An 18363-nucleotide genomic window follows, 5' to 3' on the forward strand; every position below is an offset into this window, starting at 1 on the left:
TCCGTACGGAATATCGCCACCCCTCTGGAAACACACCGAAGGAGCGCCTGACATGGCCGCCACTCAGGAAGAGATCGTCGAAGGTCTCGCCGAGATCGTCAACGAGATCGCCGGGATCCCCACCGAGGACGTCCAGCTGGACAAGTCCTTCACCGACGACCTGGACGTCGACTCGCTGTCCATGGTCGAGGTCGTCGTCGCCGCCGAAGAGCGCTTCGACGTCAAGATCCCGGACGACGACGTCAAGAACCTCAAGACGGTCGGCGACGCGACCGACTACATCCTCAAGCACCAGGCCTGATCTTCCGGTCACCTGGGCCGACCGTCCGGGGCCGCCGGGGCCGTGTGCCCTGGTTCCCCCGGGCTGATGCCCCGCCACCCGGCGGTGGCGCCGCTGAATCCTCGTATCCGTTGGAGAAAGAATTCCCGTGAGCCCGACCAATCGCACCGTGGTCGTCACCGGTATCGGCGCAACCACACCGCTGGGTGGCGACGCAGCCTCTACCTGGGAGGGCCTGATCGCCGGACGTTCCGGCGTCCGCCCTCTCGAGCAGGAGTGGGCCGCCGACCAGGCTGTCCGTATCGCGGCGCAGATCGCCGTGGAGCCGGGCGAGGTCATTCCCCGCCCGCAGGCCCGCCGTCTCGACCGCTCGGCGCAGTTCGCGCTGATCGCGGCCAAGGAGGCCTGGGCAGACGCCGGTTTCACCGACAAGGCGGGCGAGGACCAGAGCGTCGACCCCGACCGGCTGGGCGCGGTCATCGCCTCCGGCATCGGTGGTGTCACGACCCTGCTCGACCAGTACGACGTGCTGAAGGAGAAGGGCGTACGCCGCGTCTCCCCGCACACCGTTCCGATGCTGATGCCGAACGGCCCGTCCGCCAACGTGGGCCTCGCCGTGGGCGCCCGCGCCGGTGTGCACACCCCGGTCTCCGCCTGCGCCTCCGGCGCCGAGGCCATCGGCTACGCCATCGAGATGATCCGCACGGGCCGCGCCGACGTCGTCGTCGCCGGTGGCACCGAGGCGGCCATCCACCCGCTTCCCATCGCCGCGTTCGGCAACATGATGGCGATGTCCAAGAACAACGACGACCCCGAGGGTGCCTCGCGCCCGTACGACGTGGCCCGTGACGGCTTCGTCCTCGGCGAGGGCGCCGGTGTGCTCGTCCTGGAGTCCGCCGAGCACGCCGCCAAGCGTGGTGCCCGGGTGTACGCCGAGGCGGTCGGCCAGGGCATCTCGGCCGACGCGCACGACATCGTGCAGCCGGAGCCCGAGGGCCGCGGCATCTCGCACGCCCTGCAGAACCTGCTCGACAACACCGACCTGGACCCGGCCGAGATCGTGCACGTGAACGCGCACGCCACCTCGACGCCCGCCGGTGACGTGGCCGAGCTGAAGGCGCTGCGCAAGGTGTTCGGCGACGACGCCGACCACTTCGCGGTCTCGGCGACGAAGTCGATGACCGGTCACCTCCTCGGTGGCGCCGGTGGCATCGAGTCGGTCGCGGCCGTGCTCGCGCTGTACCACCGTCTCGCGCCGCCGACCATCAACGTGGAGAACCTCGACCCCGAGGCCGAGGCCGCCGCGGACATCGTGCGCGGCGAGGCCCGCAAGCTGCCCGTCGAGGGCCGTATCGCCGCGCTGAACGACTCGTTCGGCTTCGGCGGGCACAACGTGGTGCTGGCGTTCCGTTCGGTCTGACGCCGGTTTCCTCCTCCGTACGGCGTGTGGCCCGTACCCCTGGTCCCAGGGGTACGGGCCACACGCCGTTCGAAGTCCGGTGACGTCGGGGTCCCTGACGGAGCCTCACGCCTCCGTGCGTCACACCACCTGGTGCAGCCAGCGGACCGGGGCGCCCTCGCCCGCGTAGCGGAAGGGTTCCAGCTCGTCGTCCCAGGGCTTGCCGAGGAGTTTGGCGAGGTCGGCCTCCAGGTCGCTCTCGCCGCGCTGGGAGCGCAGGAGCGCGGCGCGCAGCCGGTCCTCGGGGATGAGGATGTCGCCGTGGATGCCGGTGACGGCGTGGAAGATGCCGAGTTCGGGGGTGCAGCTGTAGCGCTCGCCCTCGGCGGTGGGGCAGGGTTCGGCGGTGACCTCGAAGCGCAGCAGGTGCCAGCCGCGCAGCGCGGAGGCGAGCTTGGAGGCGGTGCCGGCCTCGCCCTTCCAGGAGAACTCGGATCTCCAGGTGCCCGGCGCGGCGGGCTGCCGGATCCAGTCGAGGTTGACGCGTGTGCCGAGCACCCCCGCGACCGCCCACTCGACATGCGGACACAACGCGCGGGGCGCGGAGTGCACGTAGAGAACTCCACGTGTCGTCACTGGGGCCTCCGGACAGAGCGAGACATCTTGTAACTTAGCGGAACGGCAGTGGCAGGGCGGCCACGTGGCGAGGCTACCCTGCGGCGGCGCAAGGAGTGTGACGTACCGTCGGTCCAAGCGCCGTGAACCTCCGAGGTTTCACCCGGCGGGACGTGTCCGGACTCCCCTGCCGGGACTCCGGGCCCGCCTTCCGGGCGGAGCCGGTCACACCGAGGAACCGTGGCGCGACCGACCGTGTACGACGTGGTGCGACCGACCGCGCGGAGCGGATGCCGACCAACCCTGTACAACGAACGAGGAGACCAGGGGATGCGGAATCGCAGCCACCGTTCGCGGGCCGTCCTCGCCGCCGCCGCCGCGGCGGCGCTCCTGGGCACCGCCGCCTGCGACTCCTCGGCGCCCGGCGGGACCGGGAGGATGCGGCCGTCGGCGAGGCCCACACCGGTGTGGGACCGCAGTCCGGACTCCATGGCCGCGGTCGGCGACTCGATCACCCGCGGTTTCGACGCGTGCAGCGTGCTCTCCGACTGCCCCGAGGTGTCGTGGGCGACGGGCAGCGATCCGCGGGTCGACTCGCTCGCCGTACGGCTGCTCGGCACGACGGGGGCGGCCGAGCGGAGCTGGAACTACGCGGTGACCGGAGCGCGGATGGCGGACCTTCCCGGCCAGATGGCCGAGGCGGTGACCCGCAGGCCGGAGCTGGTCACGGTGATGGCGGGCGCCAACGACGCGTGCCGGTCCTCCACCTCCGCGATGACGCCCGTGGCCGACTTCCGTACCGGGTTCCAGGACGCGCTGCGGACGCTGCGCCGGACCCTGCCCAGGACACAGGTGTACGTGTCGAGCGTGCCGGATCTGAAGCGGCTCTGGTCGGAGGGGCGGGGCAGCGCGCTGGGCAAGCAGGTGTGGAAGCTGGGCATCTGCCCCTCGATGCTCGGGGACGCCGACTCGCTGAACGCGGCGGCGACCCTGCGGCGTGGGCAGGTGCAGGACCGGGTGAAGGCGTACAACCAGGTGCTGCGCGAGGTGTGCGCCAAGGACCGGCGCTGCCGCTTCGACGGGAACGCCGTCTTCGACTTCCGCTTCGGCACGGATCAGTTGAGCCACTGGGACTGGTTCCATCCGAGCAGGGACGGTCAGGCGCGACTCGCGGAGATCGCCTACCGGACCGTCACGGCACGCGAGCCCGTGACCTAGGGTTTCCCTCATGAGTGAACTTTTCGGCACACTTTCCGACGGCACCCCGGTCCATCGCTGGACGCTGGAGCGCGCCGGGGTCCGGGTGCGTGTGCTCACGTACGGCGGGATCGTGCAGTCGGCCGAGGTGCCGGACCGGGACGGGCGGGCCGTGGACGTGACCCTGGGCTTCTCCGGCCTGGAGGGGTACACGGCCCATCCCGAGCCGTATCTCGGCGCGCTGGTCGGGCGGTACGCGAACCGGATCGGGGGCGCCCGTTTCACCCTGGAGGGGGTGACCCACCGCCTGGAGCCGAACAACGGGCCCAACTCCCTGCACGGCGGCGACGGCGGTTTCGACAAGCGCGTGTGGGACGCGGAGCCGGTCGAACACGGGGTCCGGCTCTCCCGGGTCAGCCCGGACGGCGAGGAGGGCTTCCCGGGGCGCCTGGAGGTCTCGGCGACGTACACGCTGGACGAGCGGGGGGCGCTGCGGATCGCCTACGAGGCGGTCACCGACGCGCCGACGGTGGTGAACCTGACGAACCACACGTACTGGAACCTCGCCGGCTCCGGCAGCGCGCTCGGGCACGAACTCCGGCTCGACGCGTCCCGGTTGACCAGGGTGGACGACACCCTCATCCCGACCGGGGAACTCGACCCGGTCGAGGGCACCCGCTTCGACTTCCGCGAGTCCCGCAAGACCGGCGCGGGATACGACCACAACTACGTGCTCGACAAGGGGCTCACGGCCGATCCGGTGGAGGTGGCCGAACTGTACGACCCGGCGTCCGGGCGGGTGCTCACGGTCGCGACCACCGAACCCGGGCTCCAGCTCTACACCGCGGACCACCTGGGCGAGCCCTTCGCCCCGAACGACGGCATCGCGCTGGAGACCCAGCACTTCCCCGACTCCCCCAACCGGCCGGACTTCCCGAGCACCGAGCTGCGGCCGGGCGCGGTGTACCGCTCGCAGACGGTGTACGGGTTCTCCGTACGGCCCTAGGGCCGCCCCGAGGACGTGGTCCCGGAGGGCGCCGGGGGAGAAAACGGCGGGCCCCGGTCCGGATGTCAGGTTCCGGGCCGGGGCCGGCCGAAGGGGGGCGCGACGTCTACGCCTCGACGATCGTGCTCAGACGGCGGTCCAGAAGGGAACGACCTGCCTGAACCTCGTACAAACCCTTCACGAACGCCCACGTGTCCGCCGCGGTGTCCCAGACCTCGAAGGCGCGGCGCGGGAGCTCCACGACGGCCTCGGCGCTCTCGCCGGGGGCGGCCTCGACTCCGGCGAATCCGGCGAGCGCCCGCGCGGGCCGGTCGGCGCCGGGTTCCACCGGGGCGAGGTAGACCTGCACGACCTCGCGCCCGGCCCGCCGGCCGGAGTTGCGGACCCGGACGGTGACGGTGGTGCCCTCGACCTCGATGGACTCGTACGTCCAGTCGGTGTAGCCGAGACCGTGCCCGAACGGGTACGAGGGGGTCCTGCCCTCCTTCTCCCAGGCGCGGTAGCCGATGAAGACGTCCTCGGTGTACGGGAGTTCGCCGCCGGCCGGGGTGACCCGGGTGACCGGGGCGTCGGCCAGGGCGCCCCAGGTGGTGGGGAGGCGGCCGCCCGGCTCGTGGGCGCCGGTGAGGACGTCGGCGAGGGCGGCGCCGCCCTCCTGGCCCGGGAACCAGCTCAGGAGCACGGCGGCGGCCTCCTCGCGCCACGGGAGTTCCACCGGGGAGCCGGAGTTCACGACGACGACGGTGTTGGGGTTGGCGGCGGCCACGGCGTGGACCAGTTCGTCCTGGCGGCCGGGGAGCCCGAGGTCCGCGCGGTCGAAGCCCTCGGACTCGACGCGGTCGGTGGTGGCGACCACGACGACGGCGGTGTCGGCGGCGCGGGCCGCCTCGACCGCCTCGGCGATCAGTTCGTCGGCGTCGCGCACGGGCTCCTGGTGGGCGAGGGAGAAGCCGACGACCTTCATCGGGACGCCCTCGGGGACCGTGACGACATGGGTGAGGGAGACCTCCACCGGCTCGCCCGCGGCGAGTTCGGCCCGGCCGCGCGGGACGGGGGCGCCGAAGAACGTCACGAACGGGTCGTCCTTCTCGGCGCCCTGGACGCCGTCGAAGTACGTCGTGCCGCCGACGGTGAGGGTGAACGCGCCGAGGCCCTTGATGCCGAACGTGTGCGGGCCGGAGTCGCGCGGGGTGAGGGTGCCGGTGAGTTCGACGCTGTGCAGGTTCGCGTGAGTGACCCCTTCGGGCAGGTCGTCGCCCATCCACTGGATCTGGCCGTTCGGGGCGGAGGCGGAGGCGATGATCACGCCGGCGGCGTCGCGGCACACAGCGCGCAGCTCGAACCCCTTGTCGGCGACGGGGAGTTCGACGGCGAGGTCGGCGCCGACGGCGTAGGTCACCGTGCCCTCGGGGAGCGCGGCGGTGAGGCCGTCGAGGGGCGAGACGATCCGGGCGGGGAAGACGGTGGCCGAGCCGCCGCCGAGGACGCGTGCGTCGCGGGCGGCGGCACCGACGAGGGCGACCCGGTGGCCCGCGGGGAGCGGCAGGGCGCCTTCGTTGCGGACGAGGACGAAGCCGCGGCGGGCCACCTCGCGGGCCAGCGCCGGCCCGTCCACGGCCGCGGGCGCCTCGGTCACGACGGGTTCGGCGCCCTCCAGGGCGCCGACGCGGGCGGCGAGCCGGAGCACGTTGCGCACGGCGGCGTCGAGCGTGGCCTCCGCCACGTCCCCGGCGCGCACGGCGGCGGCGAGCGGTTCCCCGTAGACGGTGAGGGGGCCGGGCATGGCGACGTCGAGGCCGCCCTCGATCGCGGCCCTGGTGTCGCGGGCGGCCATCCAGTCGGAGACGTTGAATCCGTCGAAGCCCCATTCGCCGCGCAGGACGTCGTTCACGAGACGGCGGTGCTCGCTCATGGTCGTGCCGTTGACCGAGTTGTAGGCGGTCATCACGCCCCACGGGCGGGCCTTCTCGACGATGGTCTCGAAGGGCGCCAGGTACAGCTCGCGCAGGGCGCGTTCGGAGACGAGGTTGTCCACGGTGAAGCGGTCGGTCTCGGCGTCGTTGGCGACGAAGTGCTTGACCGTGGTGGCGACCCCGCCGGACTGCACGCCGCGGACGTAGCCGGCGCCGATCGCGCCGGTCAGGAGCGGGTCCTCGCTGTAGGCCTCGAAGTGGCGGCCGCCGAGCGGCGAGCGGTGGAGGTTGACGGTGGGGGCGAGCAGGACGTGGACGCCCTTGCGGCGCGCCTCCTGGGCGAGCAGCGTGCCGGCGCGGCGGGCCAGCTCCGGGTCCCAGGAGGCGGCGAGCGCGGTGGGCGAGGGGAGCGCGACGGAGGGGTCGTCGGCGGTCCAGCGGACACCGCGGACGCCGATCGGGCCGTCGGACATGACGAGGGACCTGAGTCCGATCTCGGGGAGTCCGGGCAGCGTCCACATGTTCCGCCCGGACAGCAGCCGGGCCTTCGCGTCCAGGCCGAGCCGGGCGAGCGCCGCCTCGACGACGGCCTCACGGGCCGCGTCCGCCTCCGCGCCGTCCGCCCCCGCGCCGTTCGGGTCCTTCGCCGTCTCCACCGCAGCGTCCGCCATGCCGGCACCTCCTCGTCGAAAACCGTCGGTCCCCAACATCGCGCATTCGGCCCCGACGGGCGAGAGCCTGACGGCGGGACAGCAGGCCCGGGGGCCGGGCGGGTCCGGGCGGTCCGAGGGTCCGGGGGGCGACGGGAGGCGGTCTAGAGGGCGAGGGGGAGCGTCCCGGTCACGGGGTGGCGCTCTGCTCCTCGGAGGCGGTGTCGGCGTCCGGTTCGGCGTCGCCCTCCTGGATCTCCTCGCCGAGCAGGTCCCGGGCCATCAGGGTGGCGCCCGCGACCGCTCCCGGCATCAGGAACACCGCGACGAACGGGACGAGGAAGGCCAGGCCCAGCGGGGTGCCGAAGCCCCAGACCAGCGTCTTGCGGGAGCGGAGCAACGCGAGGCGCGCCCGCAGGTCGACGTCACGGCGCTGCAGGGCGACGGCGACGAGTTCCTCGGTGAGGAAGAAGCCGGTCACGAAGAAGCCGAGCACCGGGACGACGGTCTGGCCGATGAACGGGACGAAGCCGAGCGCGAAGAGCAGGGTCGCCCACACCAGGGCCCGCGCGAGGACACGAAGGCTGTCGCGCGCGGAGATCCACAGCTCGCGCCAGAGCGGCAGCCCGGACTCGGGGGCCGTGCCGTCCGGGGAGACGTCACGGTCGACCTTCTCCGAGAGGCTCTCGTAGAAGGGCTGGCCTATGAGCAGGGTGACCGCGGTGAAGGTGAGGACGGCGAGGAGGAGGGCCAGGGCGAACAGGACGGCGGTGAGGAAGCCGCGGAAGAGACCGTCCCAGGGGCTGCTCCAGTCGTCCGCGAACGGCGTCGCCCAGGTGACGAAGTCCTCCCCGTACACGCCGAGGGCGACCAGCGCCGCCGCGTAGAGGACGAGCGTGACGAGTCCGGGCAGCAGCCCGAACCCGAAACTCTTCCCGTGCCGGGCCACCCACCGCTGGCCGCGCAGCAGATAGCCGAAACCCACCCCAAGATCGCGCATGGGGAGACCCTATCGGGGCGCAGCGCCGGGCCACAGCCCGTGGTGGCGGCGGCCGTGGCCGCCCGGTCCGCCGCCCTCCCGGAAGCGGGTGCCACCCGGTCCGCCGCCCTCCCGGGGGCGGCGCCGCGCGGCGGTCCGCCGTCGCCCGCCGCCGCCCCGCCGGGTCAGAGCTTGACGATCATCTTTCCGATGTTGTCGCCGCGCAGGACGCCGAAGAACGCCTCCACGTTGTTCTCGATGCCCTCGACGACCGTCTCGGCGTACTTCAGCTCGCCGGAGCGGATCCAGGCGCCGACCTCGCGCACGAACTCCGGCTGGAGGTCGTACTGGTCGCCGACGAGGAAGCCCTGGATGCGGCCGCGGGTCTGGATCAGCCGAGCCAGGTTCCGCGGGCCCGGGGCGGGCTCGGTGCTGTTGTAGACGGAGATCATGCCGCAGATGGCGATGCGGCCGTCCCGGTTCAGGGAGCCGATGGCGGCCTCCAGGTGGTCGCCTCCCACGTTGTCGAAGTAGACGTCGACGCCGTCGGGCGCGGCCTCGCGGAGCTGCTGGGAGACCGGGCCGTTCTTGTAGTTGAAGGCCGCGTCGAAGCCGTACTCCTCGACGAGCAGCTTGACCTTCTCGTCGGAGCCGGCCGAGCCGATGACGCGCGAGGCGCCCTTGAGCTTGGCGATCTGGCCGACCTGGCTGCCTACGGCACCGGCCGCGCCCGACACGAAGACGGAGTCGCCCTCCTTGAAGGAGGCGGTGCGCAGGAGCCCGGCGTAGGCGGTGAGGCCGGTCATGCCGAGGACGCCGAGGTACGTCGACAGCGGCGCGGCCTCCGGGTCCACCTTGACGGCCTGCTTGGCGTCCACGACGGCGTACTCGCGCCAGCCGAGGAAGTGCAGCACGTGGTCGCCGACCTCGATGCCCTCGGCGTTCGAGGCGACGACCTCGCCGACCGCGCCGCCCTGCATGGTCTTGCCGAGCTCGAAGGGGGCGACGTAGGACTTGGCGGCGCTCATACGGCCGCGCATGTACGGGTCGACGGAGACGTAGGCGTTGCGGACCAGGACCTCGCCGGGACCCGGCTGCCGGACCTCGGCCTCGACCAGGGCGAAGTCGGCGGGCTCGGGCCAGCCGACCGGACGGCTGACCAGGTGCCATTCACGGCCGGTGGAGGGAAGCTGGGGGGTCTCGGACATGAGGGGTGCGCCTTTCGCGGTGACCGGCGGGGGGAATTACTTAAGTACCTCAAACAATGAGTACCTGAAACAACGATGCTCATGAATATTTCATGATGTCAAGTAACGCGGTACGATCGAGGGCATGGCCACCCCCAAGAGACCACGGATCGACCCCTTGACCCTGGAGGTCGTCGAACTGATCGGCACGGTGGTGGCCCGCTACCACGAGGAGTACGAGCACGCGGCCGCCGAACACGCCCTCACCGGCGCGCAGGCGCGGCTGCTGAGCCTGCTCTCGCTGGAGCCGCTGCCGATGCGCCGTCTGGCGCGGCAACTGCGGTGCGAGCCGTCCAACGTCACGGGCATCGTGGACCGGCTGGAGACGCGGGGGCTGGTGGAGCGCCGCCCCGACCCGGCGGACCGCCGGGTGAAGCTGGCGGCGGCGACGGCCGAGGGCCGCAGAATCGCCGGCGGGCTGCGCGACTCTCTCGACTTCGCCCGCGAACCCCTGGCGGAGCTCTCGGACCGGGAACGGCTGGCCCTGCGCGACCTGCTGCGCCGCATGCTGGGCGAGACCCCGGAGGGCGCGGGCGGCGGCGCCTGAGGGCGCGAGCGCCGAGAGGGGCACCTGGCCGGACGGAGGCAGGGCCAGGACACGGGAGGACCCGGAGACGGAACGGACGACCCCGAGACGGGACGGACGACCCCGAGACGCGACGGACGGCCCGGAGACGAGACGCCCCGTAAGCCGGAGAACCGGAGGAAGGTCAGCCCGTGCCGGGCGGCACCCTCACGTGCACCACCACAGGAAGCGGTTGCAGTCACCCGAGGACGAGGGCGCGGGCGTGGGCGCCGACGTGGTCGGTCCGGTCGTGGCCGGGGCCGACGTACCCGGGGCCGCGGGAGTGGCCGCCGGGGCCGACGTGGACCGGCCCGGGAGGGTGCCCGCGGTCGCGGACCCGCCGCTCCCGGCGCTCTTCTCGCTCGTCGCCGACGCGGAGGCGGAGGACGAGGCGGAGGCGGATCCGGAGGCCGACGGCGAGGAGGTGGACGTACGTCCGGCCGAGGGGGACTTGGAGGGCGAGCCCTTCTTGAGCACGGACGCGGCCGGCGAGGCCGAGCCGTCGGGCGACTCCGCCGCGGCGGGGCTGGGGCCGAGCCCGGGCGCGTCGACGCCGAGTTCGGCGAGGCTCAGACCGCCGGCCGCCAGGACGAAGCCGACGGCTATGTACAGGGTGCGGCGGCGCCGGCGGCGGTGCGCGGCGGCCTTGCGGTCGCGGCGGCTGGCACCGGCCGGACCCCTCGCCCCCCGCGGGTCGCCCTCACTCCCGGCCTCGGTGTCCACGACAGGGCCACGTCGGCGCGCGGCACGCCGGGAGCGCCACTCGACGTCACGGTCGCCACCGTCGTCGCCGTGGTGCGCGTCGGTGTCCGCGTCTGCCGGCGGGCGCGCGCCGGCGTCCTCGGCGTCCGCGCCGAGTTCGTCGACCGGGGTGCCGCACCCGGGACAGGCGAGGGCGCCGTTGAGGTGCCTGCGGCACACGTGGCAGTAGTCCATGACGCGGGAAGACTAGGGTCACCGCCGGTAACGTTCCTAGGCGCAGTTGTGAAGATGTTGTGCGGAATCGATTATTCCGGTCCGTCGGACCCGGGCACCCCCGAACATTCCCCGCCATCCTGCGCCCATCGCGTCGAAACCGATATGCGCGCGACCCATTGACACTCCCCGGGCAGCGTCCTTACTGTCACGCCAGCATTTCGAACGTGTGACGAAATTTCGAACAGAGCTGAAAGCACAGGGGGCAACTGCCGTGCGCATCACGGGAATCACCACACACGTGGTCGGGACACCCTGGCGGAACCTGACCTACGTCCAGGTGCACACCGACGAGGGCATCACCGGGGTCGGCGAGACCCGCATGCTGGGCCACACCGACGCGCTGATCGGCTATCTGCACGAGGCGCAGGCCAACCATATTCTCGGCTCCGACCCGTTCGCGGTCGAGGACCTGGTCCGCCGCATGAAGTACGGCGACTACGGGCGCGCCGGAGAGATCGCGATGTCCGGCATCGCCGTCATCGAGATGGCCTGCTGGGACATCAAGGGCAAGGCGCTCGGGGTGCCGGTCTGGCAGCTTCTCGGCGGCAAGGTCACCGACAGGGTCAAGGCCTACGCCAACGGCTGGTACACCACCGAACGCACCCCGGAGGCCTACCACAAGGCCGCCCAGGAGGTCGTGGCCCGGGGTTACAAGGCCCTCAAGATCGACCCCTTCGGCACCGGGCACTTCGAGCTGGACCACGAGGCCACGCTGTACTCGGTGTCGCTCATCGAGGCGGTGCGGGACGCGATCGGGCCCGAGACCGAGCTGATGCTGGAGATGCACGGCCGTTTCTCACCGTCCACCGCCGTCCGGCTGGCCCACGAGCTCGCCCCCTTCAAGCCCGCGTGGCTGGAGGAGCCGGTGCCGCCGGAGAACCTCAAGGCGCTGGAGAAGGTGGCCGCCAAGGTCGACATGCCCCTCGCCACGGGCGAGCGGATCCACGACCGCATCGAGTTCCGCGAGCTCTTCGAGAGCCAGGCGGTCGACATCATCCAGCCCGACGTCGGCCACATCGGCGGCATCTGGGAGACCCGGAAACTGGCCGCGACCGCCGAGACCCACTACATGCTGGTCGCGCCGCACAACGTCGGCGGGCCGGTCCTGACCGCCGCGTCCCTCCAGGTCGGCTTCACCTCGCCGAACTTCAAGATCCTGGAGCACTTCAACGACTTCGCCGACGCGGAGATCAAGAAGGTCGTCAAGGGCGCCCCGCAGGTCGTGGACGGCTACTTCGAGCTGTCCCACGAGCCGGGACTCGGCGTGGAGCTGGACGTCGACGCGGCGGCCGAGTTCCCCCAGCAGCAGGCCCGGTTCGACCTGTGGGCCGACGGCTGGGAGCAGCGCAAGCCCAAGGGGTCGAAGTGAGCACCGCGGTCCTCGTCGAGGGTCCCGGCGAGCACCGGCTGGTCCCGCACGAGCCGGTCCGGCCCGCGGCGGGCGAGGCACTCGTGCGGGTGCACGCGGTCGGCATCTGCGGCAGCGACCGCGAGGTCTACCAGGGCAACCGGCCCGAGGGCTACGTCCGCTATCCCCTGACGCCGGGTCACGAGTGGTCCGGGACCGTCGAGGAGGTCGGCGCCGGTGTCCCGGCGACGCTCGTCGGCCGCAAGGTCGTCGGCGAGGGCTTCCGCAACTGCCAGGTCTGCGACCGCTGCCACGCGGGCGAGACGACGTTGTGCACGGCCGGGTACGAGGAGACGGGCTTCACCGTTCCCGGGGCGATGGCGAGCACGCTGACACTGCCGGCCAGGCTGCTGCACGTCCTGCCCGACAACGCCGATCTGAGCGCCGCCGCCCTGCTGGAGCCGGCCGCCTGCATCGCGGCCGCCGCGCTCAAGGCGAACGCCCGGCCCGGCGAGCGGGTGGCCGTGGTCGGCACCGGAACGCTCGGGATGTTCGCCGTGCAGTTCCTGAAGGCGGGCTCCCCGGCCGAACTGCTCGTGGTGGGCACCCGCCCCGACCGGGCGGCGCTGTCGCGGGAGTTCGGCGCCACCGGGTTCCGCACCAGGGACCAGGAACTCCCCGACGACTTCGACGTCGTGATCGAAACCGCCGGGTCCGCGTCCGCCGCGCGCACCGCCGCCTCCCTGCTGCGGCGCGGCGGGCGCCTGGTCCTCACGGGGATCCCGGCGCCGGGTGCCGAGGGTCTCGACCCGACCGATCTCGTCGTACGGCAGTTGGAGGTGCACACCGTGTTCGGGGCTCCGCCGGAGGCCTGGGCGCACACGGTACGCGTCTTCGGCGCGGGTCTGCTGGACCCGTCCCCGCTGGTGACCCACGAGTTGCCGCTCGCCGCGTTCCCGGAGGCCATCGAACTGGTGGGTTCCGGTGACCCCAAGGTCGGCAAGGTCCTGCTGAAGCCGTGACCACCCGAGCCGTACGCCGGTACGGGGTTCCCTGACGGTCCCGTACCGGCGTACACCAGGCCTCGCGCGCCCGACGTCGCGAACCATGCCCGAAATATCGAACGATGAAGGACAGCTTGTGACCGACGCCTCTCCCACGGCGCCCCGTCGCCCCGGCGAGCCGGCCCTGGCCGCGCTCGGCCTGGCCGCGCCCGCCCTCGCCCCCGACGACGCCTCGCCGCACACCTTCCCCGGAGGCGGCCGCTGGCGCACCGAGGTCCCCTCCGTGGAGGGGCCCGAGGCGCTCGCCGTGGTCCTCAAGGAGGCCTCGCGGCTCGATGTGCCGATCCACCGGATCAGCCAGGGCAGCGGCATCTGGATGCTGACCGACGCCGAGATCACCGAGATGGTCGAGGCCACCGGTGAACGCGACATAGAGCTCTGCCTGTTCACCGGACCGCGCGGCATCTGGGACATCGGCGGCTCGACCCGCTCCGACTCGCGCGGCGGCGGGCTGCGCGCCCGCGGCCACGACGCGGTGGCCGGCTGTGTCGAGGACGCCGTCCGGGCGACGGAACTGGGCGTCAAGTGCCTGCTCGTCGCCGACGAGGGCGTGCTGTGGACGCTGCACCGGGCGCGCGTCGCCGGGATCCTGCCGGCCGACACGACGTTCAAGGTCTCGGCGCTGATCGGTCCGGTGAACCCGGCCTCGTACGCCGTGTACGAGAACCTCGGCGCCGACTCGCTGAACGTGCCGAGCGACCTGACCCTCGATCACCTCACCGAGATCCGGCGGGTCTCCGCCGCCCCCATGGACATGTACATCGAGGCCCCCGACGATCTCGGCGGGTACATCCGGATGTACGAGGTCGCCGAGCTGATCCGGCGCGGCGCACCGCTCTACCTGAAGTTCGGGCTGTCCAAGACCCCCGGGCTCTACCCGTACGGACACCATCTGCGGGACCTGACCCTGAGCACGGCCAAGGAGCGGGTGCGGCGCGGCCGCCTCGCCCTTGACCTGCTGGCACGGCACGGCGCGGGCGGCGACATGGCCCCGCTCGGCACCCGTCTGCCCGGGACTCTCTCGCGGTTCGACACTCCCTCATAACGTTCGCACAAACCCCCTTCACACAAGCAGACACAGTCGCGCACAATCCAACACACCTTCTCGGCCTCACCTGTAACACTCCCGGAACATCCCAGCTCCGTGAGACTCCGCCCGGTCCAAGACATCAAGGATGATGATCATGCGTAACCGCAGAGCCGCACTCGCCGCCATAGCCGGAGCCGCCTCCCTCGCCCTGACCCTCACCGCCTGTGGCCAGAGCGGCGAAGGCGGCAGCAAGGAGGACAAGGGCAGCAGCAAGGGCGGGACGATCGGCATCGCGATGCCGACCAAGTCGTCCGAGCGCTGGATCGCCGACGGCAACAACGTCGTCAAGAACCTCCAGGCCAAGGGCTACAAGACCAAGCTGGTCTACGGCGAGGACGACCCGGACCAGCAGGTCTCGCAGATCGAGAACCTGATCACGCAGGGTGTCAAGGCGCTGATCGTGGCCGCCATCGACAACAAGTCCCTGAACAACGTGCTCCAGCAGGCCGCCGACGCCCACATCCCGGTCATCGCCTACGACCGTCTGATCCTCGGCTCGAAGAACGTCGACTACTACGCGTCCTTCGACAACTCGAAGGTCGGCGAGCTCCAGGGCAACTACATCCTGCAGAAGCTCGGCCTCGCGGACGGCTCCAAGAAGGGCCCGTTCAACCTCGAGCTCTTCGCCGGCTCGAACGACGACAACAACACGAAGTACTTCTTCGGCGGCGCGATGAAGGTGCTGCAGCCCTACATCGACAAGAAGCAGCTCGTCGTCCAGTCCGGCCAGACCGCGCTCAACCAGGTCACCACCCTGCGCTGGGACGGCGCGACCGCCCAGAAGCGCATGGACGACATCCTCACCAAGTCGTACTCCAGCAAGAAGGTCGACGCGGTCCTCTCCCCGTACGACGGCATCTCCATCGGCATCCTGTCGGCGCTGAAGTCGGACGACTACGGCTCCAAGAGCAAGCCGCTGCCGATCCTCACGGGCCAGGACGCCGAGCTGGCGTCGGTGAAGTCGATCATCGCGGGCGAGCAGACGCAGACGGTCTACAAGGACACCCGCGAGCTCGCCAAGATCGCTTCGACGATGGTCGACTCGGCCCTCAACGGCAAGAAGCCGGAGACCAACGACACCAAGACGTACGACAACGGCGCCAAGGTCGTTCCCGCCTACCTGCTCCAGCCGGTGAGCGTCGACAAGTCCAACTACCAGTCGGTCCTGGTCGACGGCGGCTACTACACGGCGGACCAGCTCAAGTAAGCGTCGAACCTTACGGATTGGAAGGCACGACCATGGCGGGACCCGTCCTGGACATGCGCTCGATCGTCAAGACCTTTCCCGGCGTCAAGGCGCTCTCGGACGTCAATCTGACCGTCCGGCAGGGCGAGGTCCACGCCATCTGCGGTGAGAACGGCGCCGGCAAGTCCACCTTGATGAAGGTGCTCTCCGGCGTTCACCCTCACGGCAGTTACGAGGGCGAGATCCTCTTCGAGGGAGAGGTCTGCCGCTTCAAGGACATCCGGGCGAGCGAGCACCACGGCATCGTCATCATCCACCAGGAACTGGCGCTGTCGCCCTACCTCTCCCTCGCGGAGAACATCTTCCTCGGCAACGAGCACGCCAAGCGCGGTTTCATCGACTGGAGCCTGACGCTGCGTCACGCCACCGAGCTGCTGCGGCGGGTGGGTCTGAACGACCACCCCGAGACCCGCGTCGCCGACATCGGCGTGGGCAAGCAGCAGCTCGTGGAGATCGCCAAGGCCCTCTCGAAGAAGGTGAAGCTGCTGATCCTCGACGAGCCGACCGCGGCGCTCAACGACGAGGACAGCGAGAAGCTCCTGGACCTGATCCTGGAGCTGAAGAAGCAGGGCATCACCTCGATCATCATCTCCCACAAGCTCAACGAGATCCGCAGGGTCGCCGACTCGGTGACGATCCTGCGGGACGGCCGGACCATCGAGACGCTCGACGTGAAGGCGCCGGAGACGACCGAGGACCGGATCATCAGCGGCATGGTCGGCCGCGACCTGGAACACCGCTTCCCCGAGCGCACCCCGCACCACGCCGAGGTGGGGGCGGCTCCCGCGCTGGAGATCCGCGACTGGACCGTCCACCACCCGATCGACCAGCAGCGCAAGGTCGTCGACGACGTGTCGATCCAGGCGCGGCGCGGGGAGATCGTCGGCATCGCCGGCCTGATGGGCGCGGGCCGCACCGAGCTCGCGATGAGCGTCTTCGGGCGGACCTACGGCCGGCACGCGGGCGGCACGGTCCTCAAGGACGGCGAGGAGATCCGTACGAAGACGGTCGCGGAGGCCGTCGACCACGGCATCGCGTACGTCACCGAGGACCGCAAGCACTACGGCCTCAACCTCATCGACACGATCAACCGCAACATCTCGTTGTCCGCGCTCGGCAAGGTGTCCAGGCGCGGGATCGTCGACGAGCACGCGGAACGCCAGGTCGCCGAGGGCTACCGCACCTCGATGAACATCAAGGCGCCGACCGTCTTCGAGCCGGTGGGCAAGCTGTCCGGCGGCAACCAGCAGAAGGTCGTCCTCAGCAAGTGGATCTTCGCGGGTCCGGACGTGCTCATCCTGGACGAGCCGACCCGCGGCATCGACGTGGGCGCCAAGTTCGAGATCTACACGGTCATCGACAAACTGGCGGCCGAGGGCAAGGCGATCATCTTCATCTCCTCCGAGCTGCCCGAACTGCTCGGCATGTGCGACCGCATCTACACGATGGCCGCGGGGCGGCTGACCGGTGAGTTCTCGCGGGCCGAGGCCACTCAGGAAGTGCTGATGCGTCAGATGACGAAGGACAAAGAGGTAACGCGATGAGCACCGATGTGACCAACATCCCGGCCGAGGCGCCACCGGGCAAGGGCGGGAGCGGCGACGCCGGCGAGAACCTGCTGCGGGTGATGCTCGACGGCCTGCGCCAGAACATGCGCCAGTACGGCATGCTGCTCGCGCTCGGCCTGATCGTCGTCCTCTTCGCGGTCTGGACCGACGGCCAGCTCCTGCTGCCGCGCAACGTCTCCAACCTCGTCCTGCAGAACAGCTACATCCTGATCCTGGCGATCGGCATGATGCTGGTGATCATCGCGGGCCACATCGACCTGTCGGTCGGCTCGCTGACGGCGTTCGTCGGCGCGTTCGCGGCCGTGCTGATGGTGGAACACCGGATGGCGTGGCCACTCGCCCTGCTGCTGTGCCTGGTGGTGGGCGCCGTGGCGGGCTCGGTCCAGGGATTCCTGATCGCCTATCTCGGCATACCCTCCTTCATCGTCACCCTCGCCGGCATGCTGCTCTTCCGCGGTCTGACGGAGATCCTGCTCAAGGGGCAGACCCTCGGCCCGTTCCCGGACGGCCTGCAGAAGGTGGGCAACGGCTTCCTCCCCGAGGTAGGCCCGACCACGAACTACCACAACATCACCCTGCTGCTCGGCCTCGCGGTGATCGCCTTCGTGGTCGCCCAGGAGGTCCGCGACCGCAAGCGCCAGCAGGAGTTCACCCTGGACGTGCTGCCGGCCAAGCTGTTCCTGCTCAAGCTGGTGGCGCTGGTCGCCGCGGTGCTCACCGTCACGATGCTGCTCGCCAGCTACAAGGGCGCGCCGGTCGTGCTGCTGGTCCTCGGCGCGCTGGTCGTCGGCTACGGCTACGTCATGCGCAACGCCGTCTTCGGCCGGCACATCTACGCGATCGGCGGCAACCTCCCGGCGGCGAAGCTGTCGGGCGTGAAGGACAAGAAGGTCACCTTCTACGTCTTCCTGAACATGGGCATGCTCGCGGCCCTGGCGGGTCTGGTGGTAGCCGCCCGCCTGAACGCGGCCTCTCCGAAGGCCGGCCTGAACTTCGAGCTGGAAGCCATCGCCTCGTCGTTCATCGGCGGCGCGTCCATGAGCGGCGGTGTCGGTACCGTCCTCGGCGCGATCATCGGCGGTCTGGTCCTCGGCGTGCTGAACAACGGTATGAACCTCCTCAGTGTCGGCACCGACTGGCAACAGGTCATCAAGGGCCTGGCCCTGCTGGCCGCGGTCGGGTTCGACGTGTGGAACAAGCGCAAGGTCGGTTCGTAAG

16 protein-coding genes are annotated in these 18363 nt (G+C 70.8%); 11 read left to right on the forward strand and 5 right to left on the reverse strand.

The genetic code is table 11. From position 1 onward, the window contains the following. The first annotated feature begins 52 nt into the window (after positions 1–52). Complete coding sequence (locus ACZ4TO_RS12060) at positions 53–301, forward strand: acyl carrier protein (protein ID WP_028800941.1); 249 nt, start codon at positions 53–55, stop codon at positions 299–301. A gap of 127 nt (positions 302–428) precedes the next feature. Further along, positions 429–1700 (forward strand): beta-ketoacyl-ACP synthase II, encoded by a 1272-nt coding sequence (gene fabF / locus ACZ4TO_RS12065; RefSeq protein WP_382782000.1) that lies wholly within the window; start codon positions 429–431, stop codon positions 1698–1700. 120 nt (positions 1701–1820) lie between these two features. On the opposite strand, the gene ACZ4TO_RS12070 is transcribed toward fabF, so the two are convergent. After that, on the reverse strand, positions 1821–2315 hold the full coding sequence (locus ACZ4TO_RS12070; protein ID WP_037623426.1) for a DUF3145 domain-containing protein: 495 nt from the start codon (positions 2313–2315) through the stop codon (positions 1821–1823). 309 nt (positions 2316–2624) lie between these two features. Between ACZ4TO_RS12070 and ACZ4TO_RS12075 the strand changes: the two genes are divergently transcribed. Then, the gene (locus ACZ4TO_RS12075; protein WP_382782002.1) at positions 2625–3512 is read left to right on the forward strand and encodes an SGNH/GDSL hydrolase family protein; all 888 of its coding nucleotides are present in this window, start codon (positions 2625–2627) and stop codon (positions 3510–3512) included. A gap of 10 nt (positions 3513–3522) precedes the next feature. Then, on the forward strand, positions 3523–4497 hold the full coding sequence (locus tag ACZ4TO_RS12080; protein ID WP_468024098.1) for an aldose epimerase family protein: 975 nt from the start codon (positions 3523–3525) through the stop codon (positions 4495–4497). A 106-nt stretch (positions 4498–4603) separates the two neighbouring features. Here ACZ4TO_RS12080 and ACZ4TO_RS12085 read toward each other — a convergent pair whose 3' ends face one another. From ACZ4TO_RS12085 to ACZ4TO_RS12095, 3 genes are all read right to left on the reverse strand, one after another. Continuing rightward, a complete protein-coding gene (locus ACZ4TO_RS12085; protein ID WP_468024099.1) occupies positions 4604–7081 on the reverse strand; it encodes a beta-glucosidase in 2478 nt (825 codons plus the stop codon). Between the two features lie 169 nt (positions 7082–7250). Then, positions 7251–8060, reverse strand: coding sequence for an EI24 domain-containing protein (locus ACZ4TO_RS12090; RefSeq protein ID WP_385042201.1), 810 nt, complete (start codon positions 8058–8060; stop codon positions 7251–7253). A gap of 164 nt (positions 8061–8224) precedes the next feature. Next, positions 8225–9247 carry an NADP-dependent oxidoreductase gene (locus tag ACZ4TO_RS12095; RefSeq protein ID WP_382782013.1) on the reverse strand — a complete coding sequence of 341 codons (1023 nt, stop codon included), beginning with the start codon at positions 9245–9247 and terminating at the stop codon, positions 8225–8227. Positions 9248–9371: 124 nt separating this feature from the next. Between ACZ4TO_RS12095 and ACZ4TO_RS12100 the strand changes: the two genes are divergently transcribed. Then, complete coding sequence (locus ACZ4TO_RS12100; protein WP_382782015.1) at positions 9372–9833, forward strand: MarR family winged helix-turn-helix transcriptional regulator; 462 nt, start codon at positions 9372–9374, stop codon at positions 9831–9833. Positions 9834–10019: 186 nt separating this feature from the next. On the opposite strand, the gene ACZ4TO_RS12105 is transcribed toward ACZ4TO_RS12100, so the two are convergent. Next, positions 10020–10787: an SCO2400 family protein gene (locus ACZ4TO_RS12105; RefSeq protein WP_382782018.1), complete on the reverse strand. Its 768-nt coding sequence runs from the start codon at positions 10785–10787 to the stop codon at positions 10020–10022. Between the two features lie 253 nt (positions 10788–11040). On the opposite strand from ACZ4TO_RS12105, the gene ACZ4TO_RS12110 reads away from it, so the two are divergent. The 6 genes from ACZ4TO_RS12110 to mmsB all read left to right on the forward strand — a co-directional run bounded on the left by ACZ4TO_RS12110 (position 11041) and on the right by mmsB (position 18362). Next, on the forward strand, positions 11041–12198 hold the full coding sequence (locus tag ACZ4TO_RS12110) for a mandelate racemase/muconate lactonizing enzyme family protein (RefSeq protein WP_468024100.1): 1158 nt from the start codon (positions 11041–11043) through the stop codon (positions 12196–12198). Next, the gene (locus tag ACZ4TO_RS12115; protein ID WP_468024101.1) at positions 12195–13199 is read left to right on the forward strand and encodes a zinc-dependent alcohol dehydrogenase; all 1005 of its coding nucleotides are present in this window, start codon (positions 12195–12197) and stop codon (positions 13197–13199) included. Before ACZ4TO_RS12110 ends, ACZ4TO_RS12115 begins: the two co-directional genes overlap by 4 nt. An 85-nt stretch (positions 13200–13284) precedes the next feature. Continuing rightward, positions 13285–14286: a hypothetical protein gene (locus ACZ4TO_RS12120; RefSeq protein WP_382782025.1), complete on the forward strand. Its 1002-nt coding sequence runs from the start codon at positions 13285–13287 to the stop codon at positions 14284–14286. Between the two features lie 139 nt (positions 14287–14425). Continuing rightward, positions 14426–15538 (forward strand): multiple monosaccharide ABC transporter substrate-binding protein, encoded by a 1113-nt coding sequence (gene chvE / locus ACZ4TO_RS12125; RefSeq protein WP_382782028.1) that lies wholly within the window; start codon positions 14426–14428, stop codon positions 15536–15538. Positions 15539–15570: 32 nt separating this feature from the next. Continuing rightward, positions 15571–17121, forward strand: coding sequence for a multiple monosaccharide ABC transporter ATP-binding protein (gene mmsA / locus ACZ4TO_RS12130; RefSeq protein WP_385042299.1), 1551 nt, complete (start codon positions 15571–15573; stop codon positions 17119–17121). Further along, the gene (gene mmsB, locus ACZ4TO_RS12135) at positions 17118–18362 is read left to right on the forward strand and encodes a multiple monosaccharide ABC transporter permease (RefSeq protein WP_468024102.1); all 1245 of its coding nucleotides are present in this window, start codon (positions 17118–17120) and stop codon (positions 18360–18362) included. The genes mmsA and mmsB overlap by 4 nt, the downstream gene beginning before the upstream one ends. Position 18363: the final 1 nt, after the last annotated feature.

The organism is Streptomyces sp. NPDC028298 (assembly GCF_055565895.1).